General features: G+C 29.7%; 13 protein-coding genes. All 13 read left to right on the top strand.

Features of this window, described 5'->3' with window-relative positions; genetic code table 11:
* Positions 1 to 1164 precede the first annotated feature (1164 nt).
* The 13 genes from CAMP18497_RS03280 (at position 1165) to CAMP18497_RS03220 (ending at position 16867) form a co-directional block, all read left to right on the top strand.
* The gene (locus CAMP18497_RS03280) at positions 1165 to 4920 is read left to right on the top strand and encodes a class I SAM-dependent DNA methyltransferase (RefSeq protein ID WP_337212458.1); all 3756 of its coding nucleotides are present in this window, start codon (positions 1165 to 1167) and stop codon (positions 4918 to 4920) included.
* Positions 4920 to 6629: a pentapeptide repeat-containing protein gene (locus CAMP18497_RS03275; RefSeq protein WP_337212457.1), complete on the top strand. Its 1710-nt coding sequence runs from the start codon at positions 4920 to 4922 to the stop codon at positions 6627 to 6629. Before CAMP18497_RS03280 ends, CAMP18497_RS03275 begins: the two co-directional genes overlap by 1 nt.
* Before the next feature lie 108 nt (positions 6630 to 6737).
* A complete protein-coding gene (locus CAMP18497_RS03270; protein ID WP_337212456.1) occupies positions 6738 to 7775 on the top strand; it encodes an AAA family ATPase in 1038 nt (345 codons plus the stop codon).
* A complete protein-coding gene (locus CAMP18497_RS03265) occupies positions 7765 to 8340 on the top strand; it encodes a DUF3226 domain-containing protein (protein WP_263674924.1) in 576 nt (191 codons plus the stop codon). The genes CAMP18497_RS03270 and CAMP18497_RS03265 overlap by 11 nt, the downstream gene beginning before the upstream one ends.
* Positions 8341 to 8398: 58 nt before the next feature.
* Positions 8399 to 10342 carry a BCCT family transporter gene (locus tag CAMP18497_RS03260; protein ID WP_337212455.1) on the top strand — a complete coding sequence of 648 codons (1944 nt, stop codon included), beginning with the start codon at positions 8399 to 8401 and terminating at the stop codon, positions 10340 to 10342.
* Between the two features lie 42 nt (positions 10343 to 10384).
* A complete protein-coding gene (locus tag CAMP18497_RS03255; protein WP_337212454.1) occupies positions 10385 to 11920 on the top strand; it encodes an ABC transporter substrate-binding protein in 1536 nt (511 codons plus the stop codon).
* An 11-nt stretch (positions 11921 to 11931) separates the two neighbouring features.
* Positions 11932 to 12870 (top strand): ABC transporter permease, encoded by a 939-nt coding sequence (locus tag CAMP18497_RS03250; protein ID WP_337212461.1) that lies wholly within the window; start codon positions 11932 to 11934, stop codon positions 12868 to 12870.
* A complete protein-coding gene (locus CAMP18497_RS03245; RefSeq protein ID WP_337212453.1) occupies positions 12863 to 13639 on the top strand; it encodes an ABC transporter permease in 777 nt (258 codons plus the stop codon). Before CAMP18497_RS03250 ends, CAMP18497_RS03245 begins: the two co-directional genes overlap by 8 nt.
* Positions 13636 to 14409: an ATP-binding cassette domain-containing protein gene (locus tag CAMP18497_RS03240; protein ID WP_337212452.1), complete on the top strand. Its 774-nt coding sequence runs from the start codon at positions 13636 to 13638 to the stop codon at positions 14407 to 14409. The genes CAMP18497_RS03245 and CAMP18497_RS03240 overlap by 4 nt, the downstream gene beginning before the upstream one ends.
* Positions 14393 to 15061, top strand: a complete 669-nt coding sequence (locus tag CAMP18497_RS03235; RefSeq protein WP_337212451.1) for an ATP-binding cassette domain-containing protein — start codon at positions 14393 to 14395, stop codon at positions 15059 to 15061. Before CAMP18497_RS03240 ends, CAMP18497_RS03235 begins: the two co-directional genes overlap by 17 nt.
* Before the next feature lie 119 nt (positions 15062 to 15180).
* Entirely contained in the window at positions 15181 to 15600 is a 420-nt protein-coding gene (locus CAMP18497_RS03230) for an NAD(P)H-quinone oxidoreductase subunit 3 (protein ID WP_039629108.1), read from the top strand.
* Positions 15579 to 16076 carry a NuoB/complex I 20 kDa subunit family protein gene (locus CAMP18497_RS03225; RefSeq protein WP_039619352.1) on the top strand — a complete coding sequence of 166 codons (498 nt, stop codon included), beginning with the start codon at positions 15579 to 15581 and terminating at the stop codon, positions 16074 to 16076. Before CAMP18497_RS03230 ends, CAMP18497_RS03225 begins: the two co-directional genes overlap by 22 nt.
* On the top strand, positions 16076 to 16867 hold the full coding sequence (locus CAMP18497_RS03220) for an NADH-quinone oxidoreductase subunit C (RefSeq protein ID WP_337212450.1): 792 nt from the start codon (positions 16076 to 16078) through the stop codon (positions 16865 to 16867). The genes CAMP18497_RS03225 and CAMP18497_RS03220 overlap by 1 nt, the downstream gene beginning before the upstream one ends.

The raw sequence follows: 16867 nt of genomic DNA, 5'->3' as shown, positions 1-16867 counted from the left end.
TTATTACTTAGTTGAATCCTTAACTAGTTTATTATTTGTTTTTCTTTAGAAATAGTTTTTATTGTTTTATAATTTATTTCTTTTATTTCTTTTATTTCTTTTATTTCTTTTATTTCTTTTATTTCTTTTATTTCTTTTATTTCTTTTATTTCTTTTATTTCTTTTATTTCTTTTATTTCTTTTATTTCTTTTATTTCTTTTATTTCTTTTATTTCTTTTATTTCTTTTATGGTGCGATCATGAATTATTTAGTGGTTTAGTTTTTACTGCTTGTGGTGGATTAGCTTGGTTAGCTTGTGAAAATTTCTAATTAGTTTGTGTTGATTAGGTAGGATGTTTATTGTTATTTTTTATTATTTTATAAAATTTAGTTATTTAGTTGGATTGTTTTATTTTTTAGATGTTTTAGTTTGAGTGGCTACTAATTTTTTTAGTAGTAGTTTGTTTTTATTTTTAAATTTTTTTATGATTTTTTTAATCTATTCTACGGTTTTTAGGTTTATTATTTTATTTTTTATGGTTTTTATTTAATTGTATTCCTTTTTATTTTTTAATTTATTTTTATTCTTTATTGTTTTATTTTTTACCATGGTTTTTATTTTTGTTTTTAGTTGTTTGTGTTTTTAGTGATTTAGCTTTTAGATTTATATTATTTGGGGATTTAGTCGTTTTAAGTTTAAAATGTTTATAGCGAGTTTGATAAATTTGGTTTTTTAGTTTTTACTGCTTATGTTTTTGGTTTTTTATTAATCTGAAAAATTAGTTTTTTAGTTGTTTAGTTATTGAATTGTTTTAATGGTTTATTTGATGGGTTGGGTGATATTTTATTGTTAGTTATTACTTAGATTGTTGTTTGTTTGGATTGGAAAGATTGGTATTTGAATTAAATAGTGTTGTGGTTTTATAAAATTATAGAATTAATTAGACTTGTTTTATTTGTATATTGTAAGGTGAATTTTATTGTTGGGCTAGAATAAATATGCTTGATAAAGATTAATTGTTTTTTGGTTGGTGGATTTTTTAGTTTTTGTTAATTGTTATATCTAGATATAGTATATAATGAGATGAGAAAATAGTATGGATGACAATGATTAAATTAACTTCTTTTCAATCCTTTAAAGTAAATTTTAGTAAAATACAAAATATTCTTTATAAAGGTTAAAAATGCACTTTACTTTGCTAAATGAAAAAGATTTTTTCAACCCCTACTACCGCAAAAAGCAAATTACGCAAAATGAATTTGACACTTTTTGCAAAGCTTTAACGCAGTATCTAGAAAGGCTTGAAAGCTCACAAAGTGAAAATGAAGACCATCTTGTAGCTAATGCACTTAGTCCATTTTTAACCATGTTAAATTTCAAAACCCACATCAAAACCAAACAAAAAGGCAAAAGCGAGATTGATTTAGCCATCGCTAAAGATGAGCTTAGCAAAGACTTAGAAGTTCTCATCGAAGCTAAAAAGCCCAACTCAAAAGAATTCATCACCCACGCAAAGCCAAATTCCAAAGCCTTGCATGAGGCTATTTTGTATTATTTTAGAAATAGAGAACATAGCTTTAGTTTGAAATTTATCATCATCACAGACTTTTATAAATTCTACATTTTCAAAGCTATTGAGTTTGAAGAGCTTTTTTATAAAAACACAAGCTTTAAAAAGCTTTTTGAAGAATTTCAAAGCCCAAATTCACTTTTTAAAGGCAATACCGATGAATTTTACAAAGAAGCAAGCAGACTCATAGAAAATTCTAAAGAAAGCTTAAAAGGCTTTTTCATCGATTTAGCCTTTTTAAAAGACAAGCAAAAGTCAAATTTCAAAAACCTAGCAAGCATTTTCAAAACCTTCCACAAAGATTTTTTGCTAAATGAATTTAGCCCAAATGACGCAAACTCACTAAGCAACGCATTTTACAAAGAGCTTTTATACATCTTAGGTTTAAGCGAGAGCAAACAGCTTTCTAAATTCATCATTACACAAAGTGAGCAAAGCAAACAAACCCAAGGCACACTTTATCATCTTATAGCGAGCAAGCTTCCAAAGCATGATTTTGAAGAGGTGTTAAAATTCATCATACTTTGGTTAAACCGCATTTTATTTTTAAAGCTTATTGAGTCAAATTTGGTTAGATTTAACGATGATAAAACCCTTAAATTTCTAAACTATGAAAAAATTCCAAATTTTACTACCCTTTCACATCTTTTCTTTGATATCTTAGCCAAAGAAAAGCACACAAGAGTGCAGAGTAAATTTAGCTATTTGCCTTATTTAAATTCATCGCTTTTTGAAAAACAAGCCATCGAAAAAACCACACTAGAAATCGCTACTTTAGAAAATGACGCTTTGCTAGAGTATCACCCGCACACGCAGTTAAAAGATGACAAAGGCAAAAGCAAAAAAGGCAAAGTAGGTTTGCTAGAGTATTTGTTTGAGTTTTTAGACAGCTTTGACTTTGGAGCAGATGAGCAAAGCGAAGAACTCATCAAGCAAAAAGAACTCATCAACTCAAGCGTTTTGGGAAATGTCTTTGAAAAGCTAAATGGCTACAAAGAAGGTAGTTTTTATACCCCAAGCTTTATCACTTCATATATGTGTAAAGCAAGTATAGAAAAAGTCGTGCTAGATAAGTTTAACCATACTTTTAAGCTAAATGCCACCAAGCTAAACGATCTAAGAACCCAGTTGCGTCAAGAAAAAATCCCTCAAGAGCAAAAACTAGCCTTGCTAAATTCCATACGCATTTGCGATCCTGCAGTGGGAAGTGGGCATTTTTTAGTTTCAGCTTTAAATGCCATGCTTATGGTGCATTATGAGCTTGGTTTGTTTGAAGAGGACTTTTACCTAAGCGTGCAAAATGATGAAATTTTAGTGCAAAATCACAAAGGCCAGTTTTTAGAGTATAAACGCCCTGATTTTGACAAAGACAAAACCCATCTTTGCCAAAAAGAACTTTTCGAGCGTAAAAAAGACATCATAGAAAACAACCTTTTTGGAGTAGATATCAACCCAAACTCATGTGAGATCACTAAACTAAGGCTTTGGATAGAGCTTTTAAAACACAGCTTTTATGAAAGCTTTGATGATACAAACTATCATGATCTTAAAACCCTACCAAACATCGATATCAACATAAAATGCGGAAATTCGCTTATAAGTTATTTTGAAATTCACAAAAGCCTTTCTCACTACCCAAACATCAAAGAACGCATGGATAAATACAAACGTATAGTCAAAGACTACAAAGAAGGCTTTTACACCGACAAAACTCTCATCGCAAAAGAGATCAAAAACCTCAAAGAGTCTTTTAAAAATTTCTGCTTAAAAGACAAATTTGCCAAAGAGATCAAGCAACTTACCAACGGCGCTAATGAATACTCTAAAAAATACGGCGATTTTTTAGCACAAGATGAAAAAGATGAAAATTTTAGAGCATTTTTCTCTAAAAATATGTTTGAATTTGACTTTGATGAAAGTGCTGCTAAGAAAGAATTTAAAAAGCTTAAAAAGCTTTATGAGAGTATATTTGACTTAGAAAGTGCAAATCCTTTTGAATGGCGTTTTGAATTTAGCGAAGTGCTTGATGAGGGCGGGAATTTTCAAGGGTTTGATCTCATCATCGGTAATCCACCTTACATCAGACAAGAAGACATCAAAGAGTTAAAGCCAAATTTAGCCAAAAACTATAAAGTGTATAAAGGCACAAGCGACATTTATACTTACTTTTATGAACTTGGGTTTAATGTGCTAAAGCAAAATGGTGTTTTGTCTTTCATCACTTCAAACAAATACACAAGAGCAGGTTATGGAGAAGCTTTAAGAGAGTTTTTACTCAAAAATACCACACTTTTAGAATACATCGATCTAAATGGTATAAAAGTCTTTGATAGTGCTACGGTAGATACTTCCATACTAAGCTTTGAAAAAGCAAAAACTAAAGATAATAGCTTCAAATACCTAGCCCCAAACACCGAGCTTTTAAAAGAAAACGACTTTAACATAGAAAGCATTTTAAATTTTAACAAAATCGCACAAAATTCTTTAAGCAAAGAAAGCTTTACTTTTAACGATGAAAGCATAAATGCACTAAAAGCAAAGATAGAAAAGCACGGCACTCCACTTAAAGACTGGCATGGGCTTAATATAAACTATGGCATAAAAACGGGCTATAATGAAGCCTTTATCATCACTACTGAAAAAAGAGATGAAATTCTAGCTAAATGCAAAGATGAAACCGAAAAAGAACGCACCGCCAAACTCATACGCAAAATGCTACGCGGTAGAGATATAAAAAGATATAGTTATGAGTGGGCGGGACTTTGGGTGATCAACACTCACAATGGCTATAAAAGCAAAAGCGGAGAAAAGGTAGAAGCGATAAATATAGATGAGTATCCTAGTTTAAAACAGCATTTAAAGCCGTATTATAAAACTTTAGAAAAAAGAACTGACAAAGGAAAAACACCTTATAACCTTAGAAATTGTGCTTATTTAGAGGAATTTGAAAAAGAAAAGATAGTGTATCCTGAAACAACTCAAGGGGCATATTTTGTCTATGATAATAAAGGAATTTTCTTAGAAAAAACAGCTTTTTTTATAGTCTGTGAAAATTTGAAATATTTATTAGGACTATTATCATCAAATTTAATTACATATTATTATAAAAATTTTTCTCAAGGTTGTAAACTAGGAATAAAAGGTTATCAATACAATAAACATGCCTTAGAAAATTTACCATTGCCAAAGATAAATTCTAAAAATGAAAAACTAGCAAACGAGCTTATAAGCTTAGTCGATGAGATTTTAAATTTAAAAGAGCAAGACAAAAAATCAAACACCAAAACCCAAGAAGATAAAATAAACTCTATCGTTTATAAACTTTACAACCTAAACGAAGAAGAAATAAAAATCATTGAAGGTAAGTGATGTGTAAAATAGTTTTAGAAAAAAATATGCAAGATTTTTTATTACAACAAATTGAAAAAGAAATACCATTAGAAATATTTTTAGACACTCAAGTAAACAAAGAAATATTAAAAAAAGATATTTACGATAGAGTTGTGAATGCATTTGAAGGCTATCAACGATATGGAATGAAAAAAGATATCAATAAAGACACATTAAAAGAAAAAGCAAAAAAAATATCATATGAAATAACATCCAAAAAAATACTATCAAAAGAACTTGAAATCGATGAAGATTATATTTTTGTCGGAACAGATATTATAATAATCTCGCCTCAAAAATCCTTCCCCTATGATGAAAATATAGAAAATCTTATAAAAAAACAATTAGATGAAAGATTAGTTATAAAAAAAGCAGATATACGATTATTTTCACAGTTTCCTTTGTATTTTATTCAGTGTGATTTTAAGTGTGAAATAAAAAATACTTTTTTGAATTATTTAGAATGTGAAAATTTAAGTTTTAAAAATTGCAATTTCTACAAAGAGGTTTATTTTAGATTTCAAAAAACTTTTAAACTTTTAATTATGGAAAATTGTAATTTTCACAATAAAGTTTATTTTTCAGGTGCTTTTAACGGAAATACTTTATTTAATAACTCTTATTTTAAAGATTATGCTGATTTTCACGAGTGTAAATTTGAAAAAAGAGCTAGTTTTTACGGAGCAACTTTTGATAAAACTCCAAATTTTTCTCAAGTGGTTTTTAAAGAGAGTGTTAACTTAGTAAATATAAAAGCTAATTTTGACTTTGAAAATTTAAATACTGCCATAAAAAATATAAATAAATCAACTGATGAGACAGCAAATGATTTTAGAGATTTTTTCAGGAATTTTAAAAGTGTCTTGATAAAAGATAATAATCTTTTAGAAGCTTCAAAGTTTCATAAATACGAGCTTTATTGTAAAGAGATAGAACTAGAAGAGAAAAAGTCCAAGATATTTTCTAAAGAATGGATAGACAAATGGCAACTTGTTTTTTATCGTAAACTTTGTGATCATCATACAGACTTGCTAAAAGTGTTTCATAATCTACTTATCATCATCATGCTTTTTAGTGTTTTTTCTTTTGTACTTGATAAATTTAAACAACCTAGCATAGAAAATCAAGCAAAATATCACATCGTTCAAGTAGATACTAACGAAAGTTATATCTTTAAAGAACACAATAAAACGACTTATAATATCTTTGATTTAAATATAAACAAAGAAAGTGGCAAGCTAGATGAATTTATAAAAAACAATTTTGCTTATATATTGATTTTGTTATTTATAGTTTTACCGATACTTTCTTTCAATATTTTTACTAATTTATATATTTTTGGTAGCTTTTTTTATGTGATTTTTAATTTTTTAGATTTGGTAGCTTTGTATACACATATTGCTATTATAAGTCTTTTTGTATTTTTTGCTTTGAAATTTATTTTATTTGATGATAAGCAAGAAATTATAAGAAAAATCATCATTGGTATTTCTTATATAGTTTGCATTTTTGCATTACTTGTAAAACCTAGTTTAATGCTTCCTGTGTTTGGAAGCTTTTTAGAAAAAGACAGTAATGCTACTTACCCTTTACTGCTTAGCTTATCTGTGGTGTATTTTATACTTGTAGCTTTAGTGATATTCTCACTCCAAAAAACCGCACGTAAAAATTCCATAGTGCCAAGCTAAAGCTTGGCTTTTTTTATTTTGTGTTATTGTAAAAATTTAGCTTAAAAGATATATAATTAAAATCAAAGAATAAATCTAGCATTAAATCAATTTTTCTTAGGAATTTAAATGATTAAAACTATAAAAATTACAAATTTTAGAGGTTTGAAAGATTTAGAAATCAAAGATTTTAAGCGTTTTAATATTTTTGTCGGAGAAAATAGTTGTGGTAAAACGAGTATCTTAGAAGCTATTTTTATGTGTTATAGTCAAGAAGAAGCAAATTCTTTGATAAGAATTCAAAATTTTCGTCGCACTATGGTAATACCTGCTAATCTTTCTAGTATTTTTTATAATTTTGATTTTTTAACACCAGTTAAAATACACTCAAACTATGATGAAAAAAACATCCAAGTTCAAATTCAACCAAAAACTGAAAGTGAAAGCATTTCTCAAGAAAAATTTAAACAAAGTTCTATGCTAGAGCAAAATATCAATGGTTTAAATTTCACAAGAATACACGAAAAAAAAGAATTTAACTCTCATTTTAGTATTCAATTTAATGGCGATATACAAGATTCCACCAAAAGCGACGAGCAACTTCCACTTTTAGCTTTATACCTTCCAAGTGATATAGAGCAGTGGGGTTTGAAGTATTTTATTGATATTGTAAGAAAAGAGAAAAAAAGAGATGAGCTTTTGGGGTATTTAAGACTTTTTGATGAGAGAATTATCGATATAGAAACACAAGCAAATAGTGTTTTGGTTAATCTTAAAAACATAGAAAAGTTGATTGATATTAATTTTTTAGGTGAAGGGTTTAAAAAATACACTTGCATACTTGCTTTAATGCTAGCAGCAAATCAATGGCATACGCGTTTTTGCGTTTGTATAGATGAGATTGAAAATGGTTTGCATTTTTCTAGCACGCAAAAACTTTTAAAAAGTATTTTAAAATTATCAAAAAAATTAGATTTTCAATTCTTTTTTACTACTCATAGTCTTGAATTTTTAGATATAGCAAGAAAAATTTTAAATGATGAGAGTAAAATATTTAAAGTAGCTTTAACAGAAAAAGGCATTAAGACTTATTCGTATTCTCAAAATGGCGAAGCTTATTTCACTCTTGATAGGATAGATCCTAGAGGAGAAAATAATGAAAATTAATATTTTTGTAGAAGGAAAGCATGATAAAGAATTTTTAGAACAATATTTAAATTTTTTAAAACTTCCAAATGCAAATATAATACCATGTGGAAAAAATCATCTTGATGAAGATGCTATATCTAAAATGGAAGAAGCAAAAGATAATAATGAAAAAATTTTACTTATTTTTGATACAGATAAAAATTTTAACTCAACATTAGAAAGGATTAAAAAAGAAAGTAAAGATTTATTACAAGATGAAAATATCTTTCTTTTTCCAAATAATTTTGAAAATGGAGAACTAGAAACCCTTTTATTTGCCATAGCCAAAGAAGCACAAATTTGTCAGTGCTTTGAAAATTATAAAAAATGCATAGAAAAGCTTAATCCACAATATAGTAAAAATATCCATAAAAAATCAGCTAGATTTGCTTATTTTGAAGCATTAGGTTTTTCTCCATCAAATGATGAAAAAGCTAAAAAAGCAAGAAAAAATTCTTATGCTGAAATTTTTGATTTTAATCACATAGCACTTAAGTCTCTGAAAGATTTTCTCATAAAGCATTATAATAGTTATTGTAAATAGGTTTTTTGCTCGTTTTTAGCTTATGGTATAATGAAAATCATCTAAAAAAAGGAGTACCATGCTAAAGACAAGTTTTAAAAAATCAGTTTTTATCCCAAGCATTAGCATTATAATCATCTTAAGTCTTAGTTGTATTTTCTTACCTAAGCTTACAAATGATTTTATCAATCATATCAAAAGTGGGATTTTTGCAAATTTTTCATGGTTTTATATACTAAGCGTGAGTTTTTTTGTGTGTTTTATGCTCGCACTTGCACTTTCAAAATTTGGCGATATCAAGCTCGGTGATGATGATGAAAAACCTCATTTTAAATTCACTTCTTGGCTTGCTATGCTTTTTGCTACGGGCATGGGTGTGGGGCTTATGTATTTTGGTGTGGCTGAACCTCTCATACATAAAAAAGCCTTGCAAACAAGCGATGAAGAAGCTATGCTACATACTATCTTTCACTGGGGAATTCACCCATGGGCTATTTATGGGGTGTGTGCTTTGGCTATGGCGTATTTTGGTTTTAGATATAAAATGCCTCTTAGTTTGCGTAGCGCTTTTTACCCTTTGCTTAAAGATAAAATTTATGGTTTTTGGGGAAATTTAGTTGATATGCTAGCTTTAATTGTCACGGTTTTTGGCATTAGTACCACACTTGGTTATAGTGCTTCTCAGCTTAATGCTGGCTTTTTAAATTTAGGCATTTTAAACGAGCAAAGCTTTTTAGAACAAAGCGTGATTATAATCATCATCATTTCTTTAGCTACGCTTTCATCGATTAGTGGCTTAACAAAGGGCTTAAAAATTTTAAGTGAGGCAAATTTGGTTTTTGCAGTGTGTTTAATGCTTTTTGTGCTTTTTTCAACCAACACCATCCAAATTCTTTCACAATTTAGCTCTAATATTGGCAATTATTTGCAAAATTTAATTTCTTTGAGTTTTAAGACTTATTCTTATGAAAAAGAGCATATAGAGTGGTTTAATAACTGGACTATTTATTATTGGGCTTGGTGGCTTAGTTGGGCGCCTTTTGTGGGCTTTTTCATCGCTAAAATTTCTCGCGGTAGAACGATAAGGGAATTTATCTTTGGTGTGCTTGTAGTGCCTACTAGTTTTAATATACTTTGGTTTAGCATTTTTGGCAATAGTGCTTTAAATTTCAATGATATCTTAAGCCCTTTTACTTCAGCACCTGAAAGCTTGCTTTTTTATTTTTTACAAAATTTTTCTTTTTCTTATTTTAGCTCTTTGCTTGCACTTTTGGTTTTAGCTTTGTTTTTTATCACTTCAGCAGATAGTGGGATATTTGTGTTAAATTCTTTAAGTAGTGGTGGGGCTCATGAGCCATACAAATGGCAAAATATCCTTTGGGGTTTTGTGCTTGCACTTTTAGCTACTTCTTTGCTGTATTCAGGTGGTTTGGGGGCGATTTTAAGTATTACTATGATAGTGGCTTTGCCTTTTGCCTTTTTGCTTTGTTTGATGTGTTTTTCACTGCTTAAAGGCTTAATTGTAGATGTGAATTACTCTTTAACTAAGCTTAGTCAAAGTAGTGTGTATTTTTCAGGGGAATTTTGGCAAGAAAGACTAGCTAGAATTTTAAAACAAAGCAAAGAACAAGACATACAAAATTTCTTAAATACTAAAGTTAAAAATGCTATGGAATCACTCAGCCAAAGTTTAAAAAATTACGGCTTAAAAACACAAATTGTTCAAGAAAAATCAAGCATAAGTTTGATTATAAAAAAAGAATTTGCAAAAGATTTTATCTATGGAGTGCAAGTAGTAAAAAAACAAGCAAGCCAAAGCATAATCGATGATAAATTTATGCCAACTTATTCTAAAGAATTTATCTTTGAGCCACAAACTTTCTTTGCTGATTCGCGTAATGGTTATAATATAGAGTATTTAAACGAACAAGAAATCATCGTAGATATACTAAAGCAGTATGAGAGGTATTTGCAACTTTTATTTGATGATAAAAATGAAATTTTTACCAAAGCTTATGATTAAAAAGCGTTATAATTTCACTTTATTTTATAAGAAAGGCTTTTTATGTTGAGATTTTTTATCATGCTTTTTTGTGCTTTAAATCTTTTTGCTACCACGCCAAAAGATACGATCATCATCGCAGTGGAGAATGAACCAGAGCGTATAAATCCGCTTTTTAGTGAAGATCATGATGTGGCAATTGCTCTTGTGTTTTCAGGGCTTACACGCTTTGATGAGAATATGAAATTAGCGCCTGATCTTGCTAGTTCTTGGAAAGTTAGTAAAGATGGACTTGCTTATGAATTTACTTTAAGAGATGATGTTTTGTGGCATGATGGGGCTAAATTTAGTGCTAAAGATGTGGAATTTAGTATAAATGCTTTAAAAGATGAGAAATTAAATTCGCCTTCAAAAGTAAATTTTGATGCAGTTAAAGAAGTAAAAATCATCGATGATTATCATTTGTCTATCACACTTTCAAAGCCTTTTCCTGCATTTTTAGACGCTTTGAGTGTAGGGATTTTACCAAAACATTTGCTTGAAAAAGAAAATTTAAATACCACTAAATTTAATCAAATGCCTATAGGAACAGGATCATATAAGCTAAAGCAATGGAAACAAGGTCAATACATGATCTTAGAGGCAAATGAAAATTATCATTTAGCTAAGGTAAAAACACCAAAACTCATACTAAAACACATTAAAGATCCAAGTATTAGCGCAATTGAGCTTAAAAATGGTTCTATTGATGTGGCTTTGGTTGATTTTGCTCTAGCTTCAAATTTTGCAAATGATAAAAACTTTAAAATGCTTATAGAACCTTCGGCTGATTACCGTGCTTTGATGTTTAATCTTAATCATGAGTTTTTAAAAGATCAAAATGTGCGTTTAGCGCTAAATTATGCTATCGATAAACAAGCTATTATAAATTCACTTTTGCATTCTTTTGGAAAAGTAGCAAATCATCCTTTAGAAAAATCATGGGCAAATCCTAAAGAATTTGCAAGCTATGCTTATGATGTAAAAAAAGCAAATGAGCTTTTAGCAAAAGCGGGCTTTGTGAAAAACAAAAATGGTATTTTAGAAAAAAATGGCAAAGAATTTAGCTTTGAAATGTATGCTATGAGTGAAGATCCGCTAAGAGTGGCTTTGGTAAATATCTTACAAAGTGAGTTTTTAAAGCTTGGCATAAAAGCAAAAGCGGTAGCTAAGCCAAGTGGAAGTTTTGATTATACTAAGATTGATAGTTTTTTAGTGGGTTGGGGTAGTCCTTATGATCCTGATTTTCATACCTTTAGAGTTTTTGCAAGCTCTCAAGATAGTGCTTTAAACTCAAGTGGATGGAATTTTGGCCATTATCAAAATGCTAAAGTTGATGAGGCTTTAACAAAGGCTAGAAATTCACTTGATGTAAATGAAAGAAAAAAACACTATAAAGAATTTATCGATGCATTGCATGAAGATCCTGCGTTTTTATTTATAGCTTATATTGATTATCCTTTAGTTTTTGCTAAAAATATCCAAGGTATAAAACCTCATATTTTGGGTCATCATGGGGTGGGTTTTACTTGGAATGCTTATGAGTGGAGCAAAAATTAGTGTTAAAACTCATTTTTAAACGCCTCTTGTGGGCGTTTTTTTTGATGATTTTTGCAAGTTTTTTATGTTTTGTGATGATTTATCATGCTAAAGGAAGTGTGGTTTTTGCTAGTGTGCCTCAAGGAACTAGCCTTAAAATAAAAGAAGAAATCGAGCATAATTTAAATTTAGACAAGCCCTTGTTAGAGCAGTATGAAAATTGGCTTTTTAATGCCATGAAAGGCGACTTTTCCTACTCTTTAATTAGTGGAGAAAAGGTTAGTGAAATTTTAAAAGAAAAACTTCCCTATACCATCATACTAGGGAGTTTAGCTTTTTTGGTGCTTTTTGTGTTATCTTTGGTTTTGGCACTTTTTTGTGTTCTTTATAAAGATAGTTTTTTGGATAAATTTATTACTTTTTTAACGATGAGTTTTTTTGCATTGCCTGCTTTTTCTTTATCGCTAATGCTTATTTTGGTTTTTGCTGTATTTTTTAAGCTTTTTCCAAGTTCGGCTATTGCAGATATTGGCTTTGAAGATGATGTGTTTAATCGTTTGTGGCATTTGTTTTTACCAGTATGTGCTTTGGTGCTTTCGCATTTAGCTGTTTTTGTGCGTTTTATAAGGACAAGTTTGATTGATAGTTTAAATCAAAGCTTTATAGAAAGTGCTTTTGCAAGAGGGCTTAGCAAAACAAGAATTTATTTGCACTTTGTGTTAAAAGATGCTTTTGGTTCTATACTTGCGTACTTTGGTGCTTCTTTTGTGAGTTTTTTAATGGGAACTTATATAGTAGAAAGTGTGTTTTCTTATGAGGGCGTGGGAAATTTGGTGATTAAAAGCATATTATTTAAAGATTATCCTGTGGTGCTAGCTGTGGTGATTTTTAGCATTTTAGTGGTGGTGTTTGTAAATTTGATCGTAGAAATAATTTGTAAGATGATTAATCCAAGGTTTGCTAATGCGTAAGTTTTGCGTGATGATGATTTTGCTAAGTTTTGTTTTAGCACTTTTTGCACCTTTAATAAGCTCTTATGATCCTAATTTAGTGGATTTAAGTAAGGCTAAAATAGCCCCAAATTTAAGTCATATTTTTGGCACAGATTTACTTGGCAGAGATGTTTTTACGCGTATTTTATATGCCTTGCGTGTTTCTTTGTTTGTAGGGGTAATGGCAGCATTTTTTAGTGTACTTTTTGCTTGTGTTTATGTGTTTTTAACAAGATTTTTTGCTTATGCTTTTTTTGCTAGAGTGCTTGATATGCTTTTGGCACTACCTTCTTTGCTTGTGATTATGTTTTTTCAAAGCTTTTTGGCAGGATCTTTGTGGAGTATGATTTTTATCATCGCTTTGGGACATTTTGCTTTTGTAGCAAAGGTGCTTGATACTCAGCTTAATAAATTTCAAAAACTTGAGTTTTATCAAAATGCTATCATTTTAGGCTCTAGCAAGATGAAAGCTTTATTTAGTGAGCTTTTGCCTGCTTGTTGGAATTTGCTTTTTGTGCTTTTTGTTTTAAATATTGCTCATGCTATTACAAGTGAAGCTACTTTGAGTTTTTTTGGTTTGGGTGTAGAGCTTTGGACTCCAAGTTTAGGAAATATGCTAAATGAAGCAAGTAAGGCCGTGTTTTTAGGGTTTTGGTGGATGATAGTTTTTCCAGTAGCCTTTATACTTATGCTTATTTTGCCTTTGCTTGCTTTGGGTAATGATTTGCAAGAAGAGATTAAAACATGATAGAAATTGCAAATCTTAACCTTAACTTTAAAGATAAAATCTTGCTAAAGGATGTAAATCTTAATTTAGAAGATGGTAAAGCTTTGGCTATCATGGGTAAAAGTGGAGCAGGAAAAAGCTTGCTTTTAAAAAGCATGATTAAGCTTTTTGATAAACACTATAAGCTTAATGCACAAAAATTTCAGATAGATCAAAAAGATATTTTAAATTTAAAAGCAAATGAGCTAAATGCCTTAAGAGCTAAGGTAAATTTGCTTTTTCAAGATGTTTATGGGAGTTTTTATCCTCTTGTTGATATAGGGAGTTATTTTAATATAGTTTTAAAAACTCATACTAATTTAAGCACAAAAGAGATTAAAGAAAGGGCATTTTATTATTTTGAGTGTTTAGGGCTTAAAAATCATGACCTTTTGTGGCATTCTTTTATATATCAGCTAAGTGGTGGTATGGCAAGACGCGTTCAAATAGCTCTAGCTTTACTAAGCGAGGCTAAGTATTTATTGTGTGATGAGGTTACAAGCTCACTTGATAAGACTAATGAAGAAAAAATCATCGCTATTTTAAAAGAGTTAAAAGCACAATTTAAAAATCTCATTTTCATCACGCATGATATAAATTTAGCTAAAGAACTTTGCGATGAGGTAGCTATCATAGAAGATAAAACTTTGCTTTATCAAATGCCTATGAAAGAGTTTTTAAGCAATCCAAAAGGTGTTTTTGCTAAAGAATTGTTGAATTATTTTGAGAATGAAAATGTTTTTAGAAGTTAAAAATTTAAGTAAATCTTATAAAATTAAAAAACACTGGTATTTAAAAGAAGAAGAAATTTTTGTTTTTAAAGATGTGAGTTTTTCTTTAAATCAAAATGAGAATTTATTGCTTTGCGGGGAAAGTGGTAGCGGTAAAAGCACTTTGGCTAAAATTCTTTGTATGCTTGAACGCGCAAATACTGGAGAAATTTTGTTTGAAAATGAAAATATATTAAATTTAGATTTTAATACTCAAAGAAAATTACGCCAAAAAATTCAATATGTTTTCCAAGATCAAAAGCTAGCTTTAAATCCTTACAAAAGCACTAAAAGACTTTTACTTGATGTGTATGAAAATTTTAAACTTAAGCCCGATTTTGAAGAGCTTTTTAAGCTTTTTGATGTTTTTGAGCTTGAAAAAGATATTTTAAATTTAAAACCCTCTAAGCTAAGTGGTGGTCAAAGTCAAAGATTAGGTTTGATTAGAGCTTTGCTTTTAAAGCCAAAATTGCTTATTTTAGATGAAATCACAGCAGCGCTTGATATAGTGACTGCTTATAAAATTTTAAACTACTTACACACTTTTCAAAAAACACATGATATTACTTATATATTTATTTCTCATCAAGAAAAAATATTGCAAGATATATGCCATAAAAAAGTGTTTTTATAATAAAGATAAAAATTGTTTCATTTTGAAATATCATAAAATTTATTTTTTTGATAATAAGTTTTTATATAGCTAAGTTAAAGTAAAATAAATTTTAATTATGCTTGAATAAAAGGTTTATTATGACGCACGCAACTATAGAGCATCAATACTTTGGCATCTTTGCAATGCTTGTTATTGCAAGTGTTATATTTTTTACTTTGGTGTATATTTCTTCTAAAATAGGATCCAAACTCGCCTCTCATAATAGAAAAAAACTCGGACTTGGGATTTATGAGTGTGGGCCTATGGCTTCTAAGCAAGCAAACAAAATCAATTCTCAATTTTTTGTTTTTGCTTTGATTTTTATTTTACTTGATATTGAAGTGGTGTTTTTGTTTCCTTGGGCGGTGATTTTTAAAGATTTAACCGCAGAGCTTTCAAAATACGGCTTATCTTTGTTTGCCTTAGTGGAAGTATTTGTTTTTATTTTATTGCTTGCAATAGGTTTTTTATACGCTTATAAAAAAGGAGCATTCGCATGGCAGAGTATCAAAAAATGAGCAATGCGCCAGTTGTTTTAACTACGGTTGATAAGTTAGTGCAATGGGGTAGGAGTAATTCTTTATGGGCGCTATCTTATGGGCTTGCCTGTTGTGCTATTGAAATGATGGCAGCAGGTGGTGCAAGATATGATTTTGATAGATTTGGAACGATTTTTAGAGCAAGTCCAAGACAATCTGAAGTAATGATTATAGCGGGTACTTTAAGCAAAAAACATGCTGAATTTACAAGAAGACTTTATGATCAAATGCCTGATCCTAAATGGGTTATTTCTATGGGTTCTTGTGCAAATACCGGCGGTATGTTTAATACCTATTCTACCGTCCAAGGGGTAGATAGAATCATTCCTGTTGATATTTATGTGCCAGGTTGTGCCCCACGCCCTGAAACTTTTCAATTTGCTTTGATGATTTTGCAAAAAAGAATTCGTAAAGAAAAAGCAAGCAGAAAAATAGCTCCAAAAAGGCTTATATGATGAGAAAATATAGCGATAAGAAAAATGCTCAGCTAAAAAATTATTATGAAGATAGATTTTACCATGCACCTGCAACTAAAAAACTAAGCACAGAGAGTAGTGCTTTTGAGAGTGATCATCAAATTTTAAGCCAAGAATTTGAATTAAAAAATTCTTTTATAGAGCTTGATTTTTGGGTAATTGAAATAAATAAAGATGATAATGTTGCTATTCTTAGCAAGCTTAAAAATTTAGGTTATAGTTGTTTTACTGACGCAAGTGCGATTGATTTTGTCGCTCAAAAACAAGGTTTTGGAGTATATTATCAGCTTTTAAATATGGAGAAAAATTTAAGAGTGAGAGTAAAGACTTTCGTTGGTTTAAAAGAAAGACTTCAAAGTGTTATGAGTGTTTTTAAGGGTGCTAATTGGTGTGAGAGAGAAATATATGATATGTTTGGAATTTTCATTATCAACCATCCGAATTTAAAAAGACTTTTAATGCCTGATGATTGGTATGGACATCCTTTTTTAAAAAGTTATCCTTTGCATGGTGATGAATTTGCTAAATGGTATGAGATAGATAAAATTTTTGGAAAAGAATACCGCGAGGTTGTAGGAGAGGAAAATAGAGATCCAGGTTTTGTAGATGAAAAAGACACGCTAAACTTTAGCAGAATTTATCATGAGGTTGGTAAAGGCGAAGTTCCAAGAGAAGATAAATATCTACAAGAATATCAAGAAGAAGGTGGTGTGCCTTTTGTGAAAAAAGCCAAAAGAACGCAAGTAAAAATTTTAGATAAGAGAAGATAA

This window comes from Campylobacter sp. W0066.1, assembly GCF_024723635.1.
In the GTDB taxonomy this organism is placed as follows: Bacteria; Campylobacterota; Campylobacteria; order Campylobacterales; family Campylobacteraceae; genus Campylobacter_D; species Campylobacter_D lari_C.
Note: the sequence above shows the minus strand (reverse complement) of the source record. Positions and strands in the feature narration are given on the sequence as shown.